The following is a 17,179-nucleotide window of genomic DNA, read 5'->3' as shown; positions in this document are numbered from 1 at the left end:
GCTCCCGGTGCACGCACTCGGCCACCTCCGGGTCGGCCTCGGCCAGCGACGCGTCCAGCCCCGGCCACGGCCGACCCCCACCCGACCCACCCACCCGAACGCCCTCACTCGGCGGGGTACTCACGGTCGGGGCGGCGGTCGGTGTGCTCATGCTCAGGTCTCCTCCGAGGCGGCGTTGTGCCCGACCTACGGTAGTGAAACGAGCAGGCCGGGTCGAACCACCGGGGTGTGTGCCCTGGCGCTGGTCAGGCTGAGCGGACCGCCGGCCGGAACCGGGCGCCGGGGTGGTCGTCGCGCAGCCGGTCGGCATCCGGTGATCCGGCCCCCAGCTGGGCCCGAAGCGTCCCGGTGCCGGCCTGCTCGGGCAGCCGGCCGCGGCGGCGCAGCTCGGGCATGACCAGCTCGGCGAAGTCGGCCAGGTCGGTCGGTGCGAAGAGCGGCTCGAGCAGGAACCCGTCGAGACCGGTGCGGTCGGCGAGCTCCTCGAGCCGGTCGCTCACCCCGACCGCGTCGCCGGTCACCTGGAACCCGCGGGTGCCCTTGCCGCGCAGGTCGTCCAGGATCTCCCGCACGGTGGGGCCGCCACCCGGCGCGGACAGGAAGCGCTCGATGTTGCTGCGGCCCATCTGGCCGACCGGGCCGATGTCGCCGGCCCGCTCCAGCGCCTGGGCCAGCGGCAGGGTGGGATCCAGGGAGAGCAGGTCGATGCCGGTGTTGCCGGCGTACAGCGCGTTCACCACCTGGTCGGTCTGCAGGGCGTCGAACTCGGCCCGCTGCGCGGCGGCCCGCTCGGCGGTCGCGGCCACGGTGACGCTGGCCCCGCTCATCAGGGTGATCGCCTCGGGGTCCCGGCCGGCCTCGGCGGCGCGGCGCCGGATGTCGGCGACGTTGGCCGCGGTCTGCTCGACCGTCGTGGCCTGGACGAACACGCACTCGGCCCAGCGCGCGGCCAGGTTCCGTCCGGGCGTGGACGTCCCGGCCTGGAACAGCACCGGCGTCCGCTGCGGCGACGGTGGCACCGACAGGAAGCCGCTGGTGCGGAAGTGCGTGCCCTCGAAGTCGACCCGGTGGATCCGGTCCCGGTCCAGCAGCACCGGACCGGTCGGGTCGGCCAGCACCGCGCCGTCCTCCCAGCCGCCCTCCAGGTACCGCAGGGTCAGCTCGACGTACTCGTCGGCCATCGCGTAGCGGTCGGCGTGGTCGGTCATCCGGTCCTGGCCGAACAGGCCCGCGATGGTGTTCTGCGACGAGCCGGTGACGACGTTCCAGCCGATCCGGCCGCCGGTCAGATGGTCGAGTGTGCCGAAACGGCGGGCGGCCTGGATCGGGTGGTCCAGACCGGTGGACGAGGTGACGACCAGCCCGAGCCGCTCGGTCGCCGCGGCCAGTGCGGACAGCACCAGCATCGGGTCCAGGATCGGGAAGTTGACCCCGCCGGTGACCGTCGCCTCCGGCAACTCGCCACGCAGGGTCGGGAACCCGTAGCTGTCGGCGAAGAACAGGAAGTCGAACCCGGCCGCATCGAGCATCCGGGCGTAGTCGAGCCAGAAGTCCAGCTCCGCGAACCGGTGGGTCTGGCTGCGCGGATGCGGCCAGCTGAGCGTGCCGCCCACCTGCGGTTGCATGGCCTCGAAGACGCCGAGGCGGAGCGGGCGGGCAGACGACATGCGGGGACCTCCAGAGCGGCGGAGCGGGGTGGCCGGCAACCAGTGAACCATCTGGTTCAAGCTTGTTCCAACGCGATGCCGACGCCGCCGACGGACGTCACATCAGCGCAGCAGTGCACGCAGGCTCGCCTCGGCGGCCCGGTCCACCAGCGCCCGATCGCCGGTGCTGATCAACGTGGCCTGCAGCCCGCGCCACACCGCGACGAACTGCTCGGCCAGCACCCGGGCCTCGTCCGCCGACCGGCCGTCGGACGCCAACGCGGCGGTGACCCGGGCCGTCCACTCGGTGCCGATGACGCCGAGCAGCCGGGAGAACCGCTGCTGCTCGAAGCCGGCCAGCCCGAACACCTGGAAGAACAACCGGTGGTAGGGCAGGAGCTCCGGGTCGGCCAGCGTCCGCCAGACCCGGGCCAGCCGGTCGGCCAGCGGCACGGCCTCGTCCTCGAGACCGTCGAGCAGGGTGGGCATGCGGGGGAAGCGGTACTGCGCGGCCTCCAGGGCGCTGACGATCAACTCGTCCCGGCTGCCGAAGTAGTAGAGCAGCATCCGGTTGTTCGAGCCGACCGCGGTCGCCACCCGGCGCAGGGTCAGCTCGGCGATGCCGTGGGCGAGCACGAAGTCGACCACTCGGTCCAGCAGTTCGGTGCGTCGATCGGGACCGTCGGGAGGAGCTGCCACGGACGTCACGGTAGGGCAGCGGTCGGCCCGTCCGGCGGAACGGCAACGGGGCCGGGCGGAGATCCGCCCGGCCCCGTTCACCTCATGCAGCAGGTGCCGCGAGCGGTCAGTGCATGACCACCGGGGCAGCCCCGGCCTGCTGCACCGCGGGCTTGCGCGGCAGCATCAGGGCGGGGATGAAGCAGAGCAGCATGAGCACCGCGGCGACCCAGAACGTGGACGCGAAGGCCTCGGCGGCCTGCACCGGCACCTCGGACTGGACCTGCGGGGTGAACGCCGCGATGGCCTCCTGGTTCCCGGCCGCCGCTCCGTTGGCCAGCTCGACGGCCGGCTTGTTCTGCAGGCTGTTGGTGAGCAGCACCGACAGCAGTGCGGTGCCGATCGAGCCGGCCGACTGCTGGATGATGTTCATCAGGGTCGACCCGCGGGCCACCTCGACCGGGCGCAGCGCGGCCAGCGCGCCGGTCATGATCGGCATCATCGTCGAGCCCATGCCCAGGCCCATCACGAACAGCGCCCCCAACAGCACGATGTACGGCGTGGTGTTGGTCAGCTGGGTGAACACGCCCATGCCGCCGACGATGAGGACCAGACCGAACAACACGAACCGGCCCGGGCCGTACTTGTCCACCAGGCGGCCGACGATCGGCATGGTCACCATGGCGCCCAGGCCCTGCGGGGCGAGCAGCAGGCCGGCATCCAGGGTGGTCTCCATCCGGACCTGGATGAAGTAGGACGGGAAGAGCAGCCCGGCGCCGAAGAACGCCACCGCGAACAGCGACATGGTCAGCACCGCGGCGGTGAGGCTGCGGTGCCGGAACAGGCGCAGGTCGATGAGCGGGTGGTCCTTGCGCAGTGCGTGCCAGACGAACGCGGCCATGAGCACCACGCCGACCACGGCCGGGATGATGACCCGCGCGGACGCAGCCGTGCCGGTCTCCGGGATCGACGACACACCGAACAGGAACAGGGCGAGGCCGGGCGAGAGCAGCAGCATGCCGACGAAGTCGAACGACTGACTCGGCGTCGGCACGTCCTTGTCGAACACCCGGGCGGCCAGGATGACGGCCAGCACGCCGATCGGCAGGTTGATCAGGAAGATCCAGTGCCAGCTGGCGATCTCGATGAGCCAGCCGCCCAGGATCGGGCCGGCGATCGGGCCGAGCAGCATCGGCACCCCGAGCACGGCCATGACCCGGCCGATCCGGGCCGGACCGGCGGCGCGGGTCAGGATGGTCATGCCCAGCGGCATGAGCATGCCGCCACCCAGGCCCTGGACGACCCGGAAGATGATCAGCGACTCGATGCTCCAGGCCAGCGAGCAGAGCACCGACCCGAGGGTGAACGCGGTGAGCGCCAGGATGTACAGCCGTTTGGTGCCGAACCGATCGGCCGCCCAGCCGGTCAGCGGGATCACGGTGGCCAGGGCCAGCGTGTAGGCGGTCATCGTCCAGGCGACGGTGGAGTACTGGGCGTCGAAGACCTGCTGGAAGGTCGGCAGCGCCACGCTGACGACGGTCACGTCGAGGATCGACATGATCGCGCCGAGGACGGTCACGCCGGCGATCTTGAGGACGCCCTTGTCGAGGCGGTCGTCGGCCGGTGTGTCGGCCTGGGACGGGGAGGCGGTCACGCGCGGCTCCTGAGCTGGGAGGAAGGACTGCTGGTGATCAGGGGAGCTCGACGCTGAGCACACCGGTGCGGTCCCGTACCGCGCAGGCGCGGTCCGGGCAGGTGGAAGGGCGGGCGCTGCCGTCCGGGAACAAGGACTGCGGACGCGGGCCGGACTCATCGTCCGGCTGGACGAGCAGACGGTAGGCGTCCGGCCGCGCCGGACACCACGCAATTCGCCGGCAGTTCACACAGTTCTGCCGTGGGCGGACGCGACCACTCATGCTAGCCGCGGCCGGAGACCGGCCCGCCGGCCGTCCCGCTTCCGGGCCGCCGGATCAGTCGCTCGGGTGATCGGCCTCGCGCCGGGTCACCGGGACTGCAGGTAGGCCACGATCCCGGCGGCCAGTCCCCGCGCCACCAGCGCCTGGCCCTCGGCGGAGCTCATCAGGCCGGCGTCCGCCGCGTTGCGCATGTTGCCGGCCTCGATCATCACGGTGGGCCGGGTGGAGAGGTTGAGCCCGGCCAGGTCGCCGCGCGCCCACCACCCGTCGCTGCCCAGATGGTTGTTCGGCGACAGGCCCGCGCCGGCCAGGCCGTCGATGAGGTGCTGGGCGAGTTCGGCGGACGCCGCCGCCGTCTCGCTGTCCGCCGGGGCCCGCTCGGCGGTCATCACGTAGAACCCCTCGGCGGACGGGGCGTCGCCGTCGCCGTGGATGGAGACCACCGCGTCGGCACCGGCCTGGTTGCCGATGGCCGCCCGCTCGTTCACGCACGGCCCGACGCCGTCGTTGCTGTCCCGGGTCAGCACCACGGTGATGCCCTGCTCCTCGAGCATCGGCACCAGCAGGGTGGCGACCTCCCAGTTGAACCGCGCCTCGGCGTACCCGTCGTCGGTCGAGGTGCCGGTGGTGTTGCAGGGCTTGGTCTGGCCGAACCCGGCGTCCACCGGGGCGTTGATGATGCCCGGGCTCGCCCCGTTGCCGCCGTTGTGGCCGGGATCGATGACGACGACCCGACCCGCCAGCGCGCCGGTGCCCGTGCCCCGGTCGGCCGGTGCGGGAGCCGGCGCGGGGGTCGAGCTGGGGGTCGGCTCGGCGGTCGGGAGGGACGGCGAGGTGGTCGGCTCGGCCGGCTCCGGGGTGGGTGTGACCGGGGGCGGTGCGGTCTCGCTGGTGGGCGAGACGCTGGACGGGCTCGACGGGGGCTCGGCGCCGGACGTCGGCTCGACCAGGTCGGGGACCGTGACCGCCTCGGACGGATCAGCGTCCGGGGTGGTCGAGGAGGTGGCGACCGGCGACCCCGAGGAGACGGTGGGGCTGCCGGCGACCGAGTCGCCCGGGGAGCCGCAGCCGGTCAGCAGCACGCCTGCGGCGGCCGCGACGGCCAGCAGGGAGCGCAGTCGTCCGGGGTGAGTCTCCAGGCGCATGCGGCCCAGGGTGACACGCTCACCCGGTCCGGTCCGGTCCGGTCCGGTCGGGGAGGGCGGCGGACGCGTCGGAGTGGGACGCGCGGTCCCGCGGGTCGTCGATCCGCGCGCTGTCAGGGTCGGCCCGTAGGATCCGGACGGTCCGATCGGACGAGACCGGGCCGCCCCACACGGTGCTGAGCTCGGCGTCGACGCCGACCTCCGACGACCCGGCTGAGCCGCCCGATCCCACACCGTTCGCGGCACCGGCCCATCCCTCCCAGCGACAGGAGCGCCCCGATGTTCCCTGGTGGCATGCCCGACCTGGGCCGGCTGATGCAGCAGGCCCAGCAGATGCAGGCGGAGATGGAACGTGCTCAGGCCGACCTGGCCGACCAGGTCTTCACCGGCTCGGCCGGCGGCGGCCTCGTGACGGCCACCGTCACCGGGGCCGGGGAGCTGCAGTCGCTCGACCTGGACCCGTCGGTGGTCGATCCGTCGGACACCGAGACGCTGGCCGACCTGATCGTGGCCGCGGTCCGGGACGCCGGACGCCGGGCCCAGCAGGCCGGGACGTCGAGCATGGAATCGGCCGTCGGCGATCTGGCCGGCATGTTCGACCTGTCGGCGCTGGGCCTGGGCGCGGGGAGCGCCGCCGCGCTCACCATCGACGACGACCTGGACGACGATCCGAACGATGACCTGGATGACGATGACGACCTGGACGACGACCTCGACGACGGGGACGACGAGCTGATCGCCGTCGTCGTCGACGAGGAGACCGGGCCGTCGGACGAGCCGGCCGGGGACCCGGACGTGCCGGAGCGGCTGGCCGAGTTCGGTGACCTCGAATCCGGCGCCGACGACGACACCGGCGGCACCGGTCCGGAGACCGGCCCGACGGACAGTTCCGGATCAGGATCCGCGCCCGGATCCACGCCTCGATCGACCCGAACCGGCCAGGGGGCCTGACCACCCGTGTACGAAGGACCCGTCCAGGACCTGATCGACGAGCTGGGCCGGCTGCCCGGGGTGGGTCCGAAGTCCGCACAGCGCATCGCCTTCCACCTGCTGACCACCGACGCCGCGGACATCACCCGGCTGCAGTCGGCGCTGCAGCGGGTGAAGGACGACATCAAGTTCTGCGAGGTGTGCGGGAACGTCGCCGCCGACGTGCGCTGCCGGATCTGCGCCGACCCCCGGCGGGACGAGGCGGTGATCTGCGTGGTCGAGGAGCCCAAGGACATCTCGGCCATCGAGCGGACCCGGGAGTTCCGCGGCCGGTACCACGTGCTGGGCGGCGCCATCTCGCCCATCGACGGCATCGGCCCGGACCAGTTGCGCATCGCGCCGCTGCTGACCCGGATCGCCGAACCGGAGGTGCGGGAAGTCATCCTAGCCACCGATCCCAATCTGGAGGGTGAGGCGACCGCGACGTACCTGACGCGGTTGCTGCGCAGCTTCCCGGATCTGCGGATCACCCGGCTGGCCAGCGGGCTGCCGGTCGGTGGCGATCTCGAGTACGCCGACGAGGTGACCTTGGGCCGGGCGTTCTCGGGACGGCGCGCGGTCGACGCCTGACCGCGGTGGTCCGGTCGACACCTGACCGCGCGACCGCAGGAATGCCGTGGTCGGGGCATCGGCAGGTCGCCTAACCTGTACCCACCGGTCGGTACAGAGACCGGTTCGTGACCGGCCGCGGGCCGGTCGTCCTGAGGAGCGGCATGGCGGTGTTCGGTGTCTACGCCCGGGTGCTGCGCCTGCCCGGCGCCTGGCGGTTCTCGCTGGCCGGCTCGGTCGCCCGCATCCAGATGTCGATGGTCGGCCTGGGGGCCGTGCTGCTGGTCTCGGCCGAACGTGGGTCGTACGCGGTGGCCGGCACGGTGTCGGCGATCTACGCCCTGGCCACGGCGATCATCGGTCCGCAGCTGTCCCGGCTGATCGACCTGCGTGGGCAGCGCCGGGTGGTGCCGATCCAGCTGGCCGTCCATGTCCCGGCCGTGGTCGGGATGGTCGTCCTGGTCATGACCACGGCGCTGACCTGGCCGATCTACCTGCTCGCGGCGATCGCCGGGGCCGGGCAACCGGTGATCGGGCCGCTGGTGCGGGCCCGCTGGTCGGCGATGCTGCGCACCGACGGCACCCGGCTGCGCACGGCGTTCGCCTGGGAGTCGTTGATCGACGAGGCCGTCTTCATCCTCGGGCCACCGCTGGCCACCCTGCTGGCGCTGTCGCTCTTCCCGAGCGCGGCGGTGCTGGTCGCCACCGTGCTGCTGGTGATCGGCACGCTGGTCCTGGTCGCCCAGACCCGCACCGAGCCGGCACCGGCGCGAGCGTCCGGCCGCGGCGGCCTGCGCGGCCGCCCGGCCATCGCGCTGCCGGGCATGGCCACCCTGGTCGTCGTGCAGGTGCTGATGGGCGGCATCTTCGGGGCGATGGAGGTGGTGACGGTCGCCTTCGCCAAGGAGGCCGGCACCCCGGGCGCGGCCGGCGTCATCCTGGCGCTGTACGCCGTCGCGTCCCTGCTGTCCGGTCTGGTCTTCGGCGCCCGGACGATCCGGGCGCCGCTGCGGGTCCAGCTGCTCGTCGCGCTGCTGGCCCTGGCCGTGGTCACCGCGCCGATGCCGTTCCTGGGGTCGGTGTGGCTGGTCGCGGCCGGGCTCTTCGTGGCCGGCATCGCCTGCTCGCCGGTGCTCATCTCGCTGGCCGCCCTGGTGGAGCGGATGGTGCCGTCCGACCGGCTGACCGAGGCGATGGCCTGGACCACCTCGGGGATCGCCGTCGGCATCGCGGTGGCCACTCCGGTCGCCGGGGTGATCATCGACTCGGCCGGGGCCTCGCCGGCCTACTGGGTGATGACCGGCTGCGGGATCGGGGCAGCGCTGGTCGGACGGCTCGGCGCCCGTTCGTTGCGGCGGGCCGAGTCCGGCGCCGCCGTCCGGCCGCAGGTCGTCGCGGAGTCCCATCCTGCCGCGACCTCCTGAAGCGCCGCCCGGGCCGCTGCCCGTGGGCCTCCCGGTCACGAGCCGTCCCGATGTCCGCAGGTACGGTGCCCGGGGCGGCGGCGCGGGCGGCGCCGGATGCACGACGACGGGAGTGGTCCAGGCGTGGGAACGGTCGATGAGCGCGAACGGCAGCACGACGACCAGCAGTCCGCGGTGTTCGGGGATGCGGTCGACGGCACCGACGGCACGGTGTTCGCCGGCGTGGACCGGCGCGGCCGGCACGGGCTGGGCCGCATCACGCTGAACCGGCCGCGCGCGCTGAACGCCCTGGACCACCGCATGGTGCGGGGCATCACCGCCGTGCTGACCGCGTGGACCGACGCCCCGGAGGTCCGGGTCGTGGTGCTGCAGGGCGCGGGCGAGCGGGGTCTGTGCGCCGGCGGTGACATGCGGGCGCTGCACGGCGCGGTGGCCGGCGGAAACGCCGACGACCTGGCGCAGGCCCGCTCGTTCTTCCGGGACGAGTACCGGTTGAACGCGTTGATCGCCCGGTACGCCAAGCCGGTGCTGGCGCTGATGGACGGCATCGTCATGGGTGGCGGGGTCGGGCTGGCCTCGCACGCCAGCCATCGCGTGGTGACCGAACGGTCCCGGGTGGCCATGCCGGAGGTGCGCATCGGCCTGGTGCCCGACGTCGGCGGGACCTGGCTGCTGGCCCGGGCACCCGGCTCCACCGGGCTGCACGCCGCGCTCACCGTGGCCGACCTGACCGCGGCGGACGCGATCGCCATGGGGCTGGCCGACGCCCAGGTGCCCGCGGACGCCCTCGACGACCTCCTCACCACGGTGGCCGAGCTGGGCATCGAGGAGGGCTGGACAGGCAGCATCTCGAACGCGGCCGAGCCCGAGGCCGTCGCGGCCAGCGCGATCCACGCGCAGCGGGACTGGATCGACCCGTGCTACGCGGCGCCGACGGTGCCCGAGATCGTGGCCAGGCTGCAGGTCCGGCCGGAGCCGGCCGCGCAGGCCGCGGCGGCGGCCATCACCGCCGGCAGCCCGAGTTCGGCGGTGCTGACCCTGGCCGCGATCCGCGCCGCGGGAACCGATGCGGTGCTGGAACAGTCGTTGAACCGCGAATTCGCCGTGGTCACCGCCCTGCTCACCGGGCACGACCTGGCCGAGGGCATCCGGGCCCAGCTGATCGACAAGGACCGGAACCCGCAGTGGTCGCCCGCCACGCTCGACGCGGTCGGGGAGCAGGACGTCGAGCGGACGTTCCGGCCCGCGGACGACGAGCCGTTCCCGGGGGTCTGACCACGTCGCGGCCGGACCGGCGGGAACGGCCTGGTCTCAGGCCAGCAGCAGGTTGTCCCGCAGCATCCGGTGCTCGAAGGTGTCGCGGGCCAGGCCGCGCTGCTTGAGCTCGGGCATCAGGCCGTCGAGGACCTCGGTCAGGTAGTGCCGGGTGATGAGGCCACCGCCGCCGGCGAAGAACAGGAACCCGTCGCCGCCGACGAACTCCATGGCCTCCTCCATCTCGTCGGCGATGGTCTCGGGCGTGCCGACCAGGGTGAGCGATTCGGACTGGCTGGACCCGCTCAGCAGCTCGCGCAGCGTCTTGTCCGGTCCGGACCGGCGCAGGTCCTCGACGATGCTGGTGATGCCGCGCGGGTCGGCCGCCTCGGGCAGCGGCTGATCCAGGTCGAACTGGGCCCAGTCGACCTGGCCGCTGGACATCAGTGCCAGCTTGCGCATGATCGCGGCCGGATCCTCGTGGTACATGCGGTGCGCCTTGGCCTGGGCCTCGGCCACGGTCTCCCCGATGATCGGGGTGATCATGTACAGCAGCTTGCACGAGTCGGGGTCTCGGCCGAGACGTTCCATCCGCTGTCGGATGTCGTCCCGGTAGGCCTTCATGCCCTCCTTGCCGCGGGGCGAGGAGACGATGACGTCCGCGTGCTCGGCGGCCAGCCCGCGGCCGGCGTTCGAACCGCCGGCCTGGGCGATGACCGGGCGGCCCTGCGGCATCGGCAAGGTGTTGAGCGGGCCCCGGGACGAGTAGTAGTTGCCCTGGAAATCGATCGGGTGGACCTTGGTGTGGTCCACGTAGGTACCGGTGGCGGCGTCCATGACCAGGGCGTCCGGCTCCCACGACGCCCACAGCTGCTTGACCAGGTCGACGAACTCGTGAGCCCGTTCGTAGCGGTGGTCGTGCTCGAAGATCTCGTCCATGCCGAAGTTCTGCGCCGCGCGGTCCTCGGCCGACGTGACGATGTTCCAGCCGATGCGGCCGCGGGTCAGGTGGTCGAGGGTGGCCATCGACCGGGCCAACAGGTAGGGCGGGTACAGCGTGGTCGACATGGTGACCACGATGCCCAGGTGCTCGGTGGCGGCGCCGATGGCCGCGGCCAGCGGGATGGGGTCGTTCTTCGGCGAGCGCGAGGTGTACTTCATCTCGAGTTCCATGGACCCGCCGAAGGTGTCGGGCACCATCGAGGAGTCCTCGAGCATGATGAAGTCCACGCCGGACGACTCCAGCATCCGCCCCATCTCGACGTAGAAGTCGCCGGTCACCCAGTCGCCGGGGCTGGTCCGGGCCCACGGGGTGTTCCAGGCGGTGGGCATGAAGTTGACGAACCAGCCGTAGCGCAGGCGGTCACTCACGGGGCAGCTCCAGTTCTCGGCAGACTCAGCCGAGCAGCAGGTTGTCCTTGAACAACGTGTGCTCAGGGGTGTCGCGGGCCAGGCCGCGCTTCTTGAGCTCGGGCATGAGGCCGTCGAGGACCTCGGTGAGGTAACGGCGGGTGATGAGGCCGCCGCCGCCGGCGAAGAACAGGAACCCGTCGCCGCCGACGGACTCCATGGCCTCCTCCATCTCGTCGGCGATGGTCTCGGGGGTGCCGACCAGGGTGAGGGACTCCGACTGGCTGGCTCCGCCGATGTGCTCGCGCACGGTCCTCTCCGGCGCGATGCGGCGGTACTCGGCGATGGCCGAGGTCTCGTCCACGTCGGGTGGGAACGGCTGGTCCAGGTCGTACTTCGCCCAGTCGATCCGGCCGCCGGAGGACATCAGCGCCAGCTTGCGCTGCACCGCGTCGTCGGTCTCGGTGTACATCCGCCGCCACTTGGCCTGGGCGTCGGCCACCGTCTCGCCGATGATCGGGGTGATCATGTACAGCACCTTGCAGGTGTCGGGGTCGCGGCCGAGCCGCTCCATGCGCTCCCTGATGTCGTCCCGGTAGAGCTTCATCCCCGCGATGCCCTGCGGCGCGGAGACCAGCACATCGGCGTGAGCCGCCGCGAGATCGCGTCCGGCGTTGGACATCCCGGCCTGGGCGATGATCGGCCGGCCCTGCGGCATGGGCAGCGTGTTGAGCGGGCCACGGGAGGAGAACCACTGACCCCGGAAGTCGATCGGGTGGACCTTGGTGTGATCGACGTAGGTGCCGGTGGCGGCGTCCATGACCAGGGCGTCCGGCTCCCAGGAGGCCCACAGCTGTTTGACCAGGTCGACGAACTCGTGGGCGCGTTCGTAGCGGTGGTCGTGCTCGAAGATGGTGTCCATGCCGAAGTTCTGCACGGCGCGGTCCTCGACCGAGGTGACGATGTTCCAACCCACCCGGCCCCGGGTCAGGTGGTCCAGCGTCGACAGCGCCCGGGCCAGCAGGTACGGCGGGTACAGCGTGGTCGACATGGTGACCACCACGCCGAGTTTCTTCGTGGCGGCGCCGATGGCGGCGGCCAGCGGCAGCGGGTCGTTCTTGGGCGACCGGGTCGTCCACTTCATCTCGAGTTCCATGGACCCGCCGAAGGTGTCGGGCACGGTGACCGAGTCCTCGAGCATGATGAAGTCGACGCCGGAGGACTCCAGCATGCGGCCCATCTCGACGTAGAAGTCGCCGGTGACCCAGTCCTGAGGACTGGTCCGGGCCCACGGGGTGTTCCAGGCGGTCGGCATGAAGTTGACGAACCAGCCGTAGCGCAGGCGCTCGGTCACGGCTCAGAACTCCATCAGGTTGTCGCGGAAGTGCTCGTGCGTGTACTCGGTGCGGGTCAGCCCGCGGGCCTGCAGGGCGGGCACGAGACCATCGCAGATGTCGCCGATCTGGCGACGGGTCCCGCCGCCGGAGATGAGGAACCCGTCGCCGCCGACCTCCTGCATCACCTCGTCCATCTGCGCGGCCACCGTGGCCGGGCTGCCCACGAACGGGAACGACTCGATGCTCCAGGTGGAGGCGACCTCGCCGAGGGTGCGCCCACCGGTGCCCATCCGGATGAAATCGGACAACGTGCTGCGGTGCCCGTTGGTGCTGACATCCGGGATCGGCTGGTCGAGATCGAACGTGGAGAAGTCGTTCTCGGTGAGCGCGGACAGATGGCCGAGCGCGGCCTCGGCGCGTCCCCGGGCCACGGCCGGGTCGGTCCACCGTTCCCGGACGGCGTGCGCCTCCTGGTCGGTGGCGGCCACGGTCGGCATCACGATGAACAGCACCTTGCAGGTGTCGGGCTTGCGGCCGAACCGCTCCATTCGGGTGCGGATGTCGTCCCGGAAGGCCTTCATCGCCTCGACGCCCTGCGCGGAGGCGATGATGGTGTCGGCGTGCGCGGCGGCGAAGTCCCGGCCGCGCGGTGACCCGCCGGCCTGGCAGAACACCGGCCGGCCCTGCGGGGAGCGCAACGTGTTCATCGGACCGCGCACCTTGTAGTAGCGGCCCTCGTGGTGGATCGGGTGGATCTTGGTGTGGTCGACGTACTGGCCGGTCTCGCGGTCCATGACCAGGGCGTCGGGCTCCCAGGAGTCCCAGAGCTTGGTCACCACGTCGACGAACTCGTCGGCCCGGTCGTAGCGCTCGTCGTGCGGGGGCAGCGTGTCCATGCCGTAGTTCTGCGCGGCGCGGTCCTCGCTGGAGGTCACGATGTTCCAGCCGACCCGGCCCCGGCTGATGTGGTCCAGCGTGGTCATGGTGCGGGCCAGCATGAACGGCGGGTAGAACGAGGTGGACATGGTGGCCACCACGCCGATCCGCTCGGTCGCCGCGGTCAGGTACGGCACCAGTGGGATCGGGTCGTGCTTGGGCGCGTACAGCGCGTGCTTGAGGTCGATCTGCGACGAGCCGGCGTAGGCGTCGGAGACCATCGAGGAGTCCTCGATCATCATGTAGTCGAACTTCGCGCGCTCCAGTGCCCGGATGAAGTCGACGTAGTAGTCGCCGTTGGCCCAGGTGCGGCCGTCGTTGCCGGAGAACGGTGTGTTCCACGCCGGCGGGCGGAAACTCATGAACCAGCCGAGGTGGAACGGGGCGGCGCCCATGAGGAGATCACTGACCTTCCGGAGCTGGCGCCGGCACTGCCGACGCGATGAAGGCGACCCGGTCGGCCCGGTATCGCGCGATGTTGAGGATGGCCGCGGTTCCCGAGGCGTCGGTGAGCAGTTGCTCGCGCAGCACCAGCGCCGCCCCGGGGGCGACGTCGAGCATCGACGCCGTCCAGGGGTCGGCGTTGATCGCCTCGACCATCGTGGTCGTGCGAGCCAGCGGCACGCCCAGCAGTCGTTCGAAGGACACCGACGGCGCCTCGTACTCCTTGTTGAACCGGTCCGGGTCGACGTCGCCCGGCAGGTAGGTGGCGACGATGCACACCGGCTCGTCGTCGACCTTCACGATGATCTCGATCATCTGGGTGGTGCCGTCCTCGGCCATGCCCAACGTGCGCCGCAGGTCCGCGCCGAGTTCGACCGGTTCGGCGGCCAACCGCTCCGACGTCACTCGGGGGCGGAGGTCGTCCTCGAAACCATTGCCGAAGCCGATGATCTCGTCCGCGGAGACCTGCAGCATGCGGCGGGCCACCAGCGTGCCGACGGCCGGCCGGCGGACCACCAGGCCCTCGTCGGCCAACGCCTGCAGCGCCTCTCGCAGGGCGTTGCGGGCCACTCCGAGGGAGCGGGTGAGCTGGAACTCCACCAGGGCGTCGTTGGGGGCCACCAGTCCGCGCCGGATGGAGGCCCGCAGCACGTCGTGCGCCTGGCGGATGGAACGGTCCCGATCCTGACCGACCCGTCGGGCGGACGTCCGCGGAGGGCCCGGCCGACGGTGGTTGATCATCGATCGTTCTCCTGGGGGTCGGGCGGACTGGACCGTGCGTGGCGGTGACGCCGGAGCGTGCGGACGCCGTCGACCCGACACCGTCGGCTGCGGTCAGGGAGCATCGTGCCGACCGATTGTTTCCGCCGTGATACGAGTTCGGTGCGGAACAGATTGCGCCGGAACCCGTCCCCGCCCGGGCCCCGACGGGTCGCCCCGCCGCCCGCGTCGCCGGGCTGCCGACGTCGGTACCGGCGCAACCGACGGGTCACGCCACCGTGCCGGGCGAGAAACAGCCGACTGGGACAAAGGACTCGGCCGGCGACGGGTCGGCCACGGGAGGAGCCGGATGCCGACCCAGCTGGACGCAGGACCGACGGTGCTGACCGCGGGACCGACCGAGGTGCTCGCCGTCGCTGCCCGGGACGCCGTCGAGGTGATGCGCGGGGCGGTCGTCGCCCACGCGACGGGCGAGCTGCACGCACCGGTCCGGCAGGAGGTCCGGGCCGGCGACGGCGCCTTCATCCTGACCGCAGGCCGACTGGCCGGCGTCGCCACCGGCTTCCGGGTCGGCAATCCGCTGCCCGAGGGCACCGGCGAGGCCACGGTGGTCTTCACCGGCCCGTCCGGCGGTGACACCGTGGGCCTGGTCGTCGGTCGCGATCTCGGACGGCGCCGCACCGGCGCCCTGGGCGGGGTGGCGGCCGACCTGTGTTCCCGGCCGGACGCCACCGTCATCGGGTTCGTGGGGGCGGGGGAACAGGCCTTCACCCAGCTCTGGGCGATCGCGGCGGTGCGCCCGCTCACCGCCGTCCGGGTGTGGTCCCGGTCGATCGACACCGCGCAGGCCTTCGCCGTCCGCGCCACCGCCGAGCTCGGCCTGCCCGCCGAGGTGGTGGCCACCGCCGAGGACGCCGTCCGGGCCGCCGACATCGTCGTCATGGCCACCCCGTCCTGCACCCCGTTGGTCGAGTCGACATGGCTCGCGCCGGGCACCCACGTGCACACCCTCGGCCCCAAGGGCACGGCCGAGGGCGAGTGCCCGCACGCCCTGGTCGATGCCGCCGACCTGCTGGTGTCCGACTCCCCGGACCAACTGGCGGCCATGGAGGGATCGCGCGAGCGAGGGACGAGCGAGCGCGGGTCCCGACCATCAGACATGGAGAACGCCGGAGATGTCGCCGACCGGCCGTGGACCAGGGGCCGTCCGGCGACGTCCCTGGGGGAGATCGCGACTGGACGCGTTCCCGGCCGTGCCGGCGCCGACGACATCACCCTCTACGCCTCCGTCGGCCTGGCCGGCACCGAGGTGCTCCTGGCGCGGCACGTGCTCCGCCTGTCCTGACCTGCAGACCACTCGACCCCCACAGAACCGGAAGAAGGTCCCCCATGTTCCATCTCGGTTGGTTCCTCGGCGACAGCTACGGCATCCACCCGTGGCTCGGCCCGTGGAACGGTCACAGCAAGGACGAGTGGATGAAGCCCGGCCTGTACGTCGACCTCACGACGTCGCTGGAGCGGGCCGGCTTCGACTTCCTGTTCATCGAGGACACCGCGATGGTGGAGGACACCCTCCACGGGTCGATGGAGACCTCGTTGAAGTACGGCATCATGGCGCCGAAGAACGATCCGCTGCCGCTGATGCCGCTGCTCACCGCGGCCACCCGGCACATCGGCATCATCTCCACCATCTCGACCATCCAGTACCCACCGTTCCTGGCCGCCCGGATGATGACGTCGCTGGATCACCTGACCGAGGGGCGGGCCGGCATGAACGTGGTCACCTCGGTGACCAACCGCGTGGCCCAGAACTTCGGCTACGACGAGCACATGGAGCACGACGAGCGCTACATCCAGGCCGAGGAGTGGATGGACGTCTGCACCAAGCTCTGGAACTCCTGGGACCCCGACGCCTACGTCGGCGACACCGAGACGCCGATGCTGGTGGACCACACCAAGGTCCGTACCATCGACCACGTCGGCACGTACTTCAAGGTCCGCGGGCCGCTGAACACCATGCCCGGGCCGCAGCACCGGCCCGTCATCGGCCAGGCCGGGAACTCGATCCCCGGGCGGGATCTCGCGGCCAAGCACGCCGACACCATGCTGGCCTTCGGCACCAGCGTCGAGCAGATGAAGGCGTTCCGGGAGGACATGCGCCAGCGCATGATCACCGCCGGGCGCAAGCCGGACGACCTCAAGGTGATGTTCCTGGCCACGCCGATCATCGGGGCGACCGACGCGGAGGCGCAGGCCAAGGCCGAACGGATGTCGAAGGCCGCTGCCGAGGCGCCGCTGGACACCAAGTTGTGGGGACTGTCCTACGTCAGCGGCGGCACCGTGGACTTCGGCAAGTTCAGCCTGGACGAGCCCCTGCCGGAGATCATCGGCAACGGTGAGCAGAGCTCATTGGCCCGGTTCTACGAGCGCTCCAAGGGCAAGACCTTCGGTGAGGCGCTGGCCACCCGAGGCAGTGTCGGTGGCGACCTGGGCCTGGTCGGGTCGGCGGACACGGTCGCGGTCAAGATGGGCGAGATCATGGACGAGGTCGGTGGGGACGGCTTCCTGATCTACCCGGAGATGAACCGGCTGACCATGGCCGAGATCTGCGACGGGTTGGGTGCGGCGTTGCAGAAGCGTGGTCTGGTGCGGACGAACTACGAGTTCCCCACCTTCCGCGAGAACCTGCTCGCCTTCTGATGATCGAGCCGTCGTGAGCATGTTCCACCTGGGGTGGTTCCTCGGTGACAGCTACGGCATCCATCCGTGGCGGGGGGCCGGGGGGGGGGG

Annotated in this window: 14 protein-coding genes; 6 read left to right on the top strand and 8 right to left on the bottom strand. The window is 71.6% G+C overall.

The window, feature by feature from the left end; genetic code table 11:
- Positions 1–245: 245 nt before the first annotated feature.
- From JL106_RS20420 to JL106_RS20405, 4 genes are all read right to left on the bottom strand, one after another.
- Positions 246–1,667 carry an NtaA/DmoA family FMN-dependent monooxygenase gene (locus JL106_RS20420; RefSeq protein ID WP_205262623.1) on the bottom strand — a complete coding sequence of 474 codons (1,422 nt, stop codon included), beginning with the start codon at positions 1,665–1,667 and terminating at the stop codon, positions 246–248.
- Positions 1,668–1,769: 102 nt separating this feature from the next.
- Positions 1,770–2,345: a TetR family transcriptional regulator gene (locus tag JL106_RS20415; RefSeq protein ID WP_205262622.1), complete on the bottom strand. Its 576-nt coding sequence runs from the start codon at positions 2,343–2,345 to the stop codon at positions 1,770–1,772.
- Positions 2,346–2,451: 106 nt separating this feature from the next.
- Positions 2,452–3,978, bottom strand: coding sequence for a DHA2 family efflux MFS transporter permease subunit (locus JL106_RS20410; RefSeq protein WP_328842619.1), 1,527 nt, complete (start codon positions 3,976–3,978; stop codon positions 2,452–2,454).
- 348 nt (positions 3,979–4,326) lie between these two features.
- Complete coding sequence (locus JL106_RS20405; protein ID WP_205262620.1) at positions 4,327–5,385, bottom strand: N-acetylmuramoyl-L-alanine amidase; 1,059 nt, start codon at positions 5,383–5,385, stop codon at positions 4,327–4,329.
- Positions 5,386–5,679: 294 nt separating this feature from the next.
- Here JL106_RS20405 and JL106_RS20400 point away from each other — a divergent pair, with 294 nt between their 5' ends.
- The 4 genes from JL106_RS20400 (at position 5,680) to JL106_RS20385 (ending at position 9,623) form a co-directional block, all read left to right on the top strand.
- Positions 5,680–6,336 (top strand): YbaB/EbfC family nucleoid-associated protein, encoded by a 657-nt coding sequence (locus JL106_RS20400; RefSeq protein ID WP_236008100.1) that lies wholly within the window; start codon positions 5,680–5,682, stop codon positions 6,334–6,336.
- A gap of 6 nt (positions 6,337–6,342) precedes the next feature.
- Positions 6,343–6,945 (top strand): recombination mediator RecR, encoded by a 603-nt coding sequence (gene recR, locus JL106_RS20395; protein WP_205262618.1) that lies wholly within the window; start codon positions 6,343–6,345, stop codon positions 6,943–6,945.
- 143 nt (positions 6,946–7,088) lie between these two features.
- A complete protein-coding gene (locus JL106_RS20390; RefSeq protein ID WP_205262617.1) occupies positions 7,089–8,348 on the top strand; it encodes an MFS transporter in 1,260 nt (419 codons plus the stop codon).
- A 123-nt stretch (positions 8,349–8,471) separates the two neighbouring features.
- A complete protein-coding gene (locus tag JL106_RS20385) occupies positions 8,472–9,623 on the top strand; it encodes an enoyl-CoA hydratase/isomerase family protein (RefSeq protein ID WP_205262616.1) in 1,152 nt (383 codons plus the stop codon).
- A 36-nt stretch (positions 9,624–9,659) separates the two neighbouring features.
- On the opposite strand, the gene JL106_RS20380 is transcribed toward JL106_RS20385, so the two are convergent.
- From JL106_RS20380 to JL106_RS20365, 4 genes are read right to left on the bottom strand one after another with little or no spacing between them, the layout of a single operon-like run.
- Positions 9,660–10,973 carry an NtaA/DmoA family FMN-dependent monooxygenase gene (locus JL106_RS20380; RefSeq protein ID WP_205262615.1) on the bottom strand — a complete coding sequence of 438 codons (1,314 nt, stop codon included), beginning with the start codon at positions 10,971–10,973 and terminating at the stop codon, positions 9,660–9,662.
- 25 nt (positions 10,974–10,998) lie between these two features.
- Entirely contained in the window at positions 10,999–12,306 is a 1,308-nt protein-coding gene (locus JL106_RS20375; RefSeq protein WP_205262614.1) for an NtaA/DmoA family FMN-dependent monooxygenase, read from the bottom strand.
- Positions 12,307–12,309: 3 nt separating this feature from the next.
- Positions 12,310–13,620: an NtaA/DmoA family FMN-dependent monooxygenase gene (locus tag JL106_RS20370; RefSeq protein ID WP_205262613.1), complete on the bottom strand. Its 1,311-nt coding sequence runs from the start codon at positions 13,618–13,620 to the stop codon at positions 12,310–12,312.
- A 7-nt stretch (positions 13,621–13,627) separates the two neighbouring features.
- A complete protein-coding gene (locus JL106_RS20365) occupies positions 13,628–14,410 on the bottom strand; it encodes a GntR family transcriptional regulator (RefSeq protein WP_205262612.1) in 783 nt (260 codons plus the stop codon).
- Positions 14,411–14,738: 328 nt separating this feature from the next.
- On the opposite strand from JL106_RS20365, the gene JL106_RS20360 reads away from it, so the two are divergent.
- On the top strand, positions 14,739–15,734 hold the full coding sequence (locus JL106_RS20360) for an ornithine cyclodeaminase family protein (protein ID WP_205262611.1): 996 nt from the start codon (positions 14,739–14,741) through the stop codon (positions 15,732–15,734).
- A gap of 44 nt (positions 15,735–15,778) precedes the next feature.
- On the top strand, positions 15,779–17,089 hold the full coding sequence (locus tag JL106_RS20355; protein ID WP_205262610.1) for an NtaA/DmoA family FMN-dependent monooxygenase: 1,311 nt from the start codon (positions 15,779–15,781) through the stop codon (positions 17,087–17,089).
- Positions 17,090–17,179: the final 90 nt, after the last annotated feature.

The organism is Nakamurella leprariae (assembly GCF_016918035.1).
In the GTDB taxonomy this organism is placed as follows: domain Bacteria; phylum Actinomycetota; class Actinomycetes; order Mycobacteriales; family Nakamurellaceae; genus Nakamurella; species Nakamurella leprariae.
Note: the sequence above shows the minus strand (reverse complement) of the source record. Positions and strands in the feature narration are given on the sequence as shown.

What these genes read in the sequence shown, in the direction of transcription:
- JL106_RS20355 (WP_205262610.1), top strand. Translation starts at nt 15,779, where the DNA reads ATGTTCCATCTCGGTTGGTTCCTCGGCGACAGCTACGGCATCCACCCG.
- JL106_RS20360 (WP_205262611.1), top strand. Translation starts at nt 14,739, where the DNA reads ATGCCGACCCAGCTGGACGCAGGACCGACGGTGCTGACCGCGGGACCG.
- JL106_RS20365 (WP_205262612.1), bottom strand. Translation starts at nt 14,410, where the DNA reads ATGATCAACCACCGTCGGCCGGGCCCTCCGCGGACGTCCGCCCGACGG.
- JL106_RS20370 (WP_205262613.1), bottom strand. Translation starts at nt 13,620, where the DNA reads ATGGGCGCCGCCCCGTTCCACCTCGGCTGGTTCATGAGTTTCCGCCCG.
- JL106_RS20390 (WP_205262617.1), top strand. Translation starts at nt 7,089, where the DNA reads ATGGCGGTGTTCGGTGTCTACGCCCGGGTGCTGCGCCTGCCCGGCGCC.
- JL106_RS20400 (WP_236008100.1), top strand. Translation starts at nt 5,680, where the DNA reads ATGCCCGACCTGGGCCGGCTGATGCAGCAGGCCCAGCAGATGCAGGCG.
- JL106_RS20405 (WP_205262620.1), bottom strand. Translation starts at nt 5,385, where the DNA reads ATGCGCCTGGAGACTCACCCCGGACGACTGCGCTCCCTGCTGGCCGTC.
- JL106_RS20420 (WP_205262623.1), bottom strand. Translation starts at nt 1,667, where the DNA reads ATGTCGTCTGCCCGCCCGCTCCGCCTCGGCGTCTTCGAGGCCATGCAA.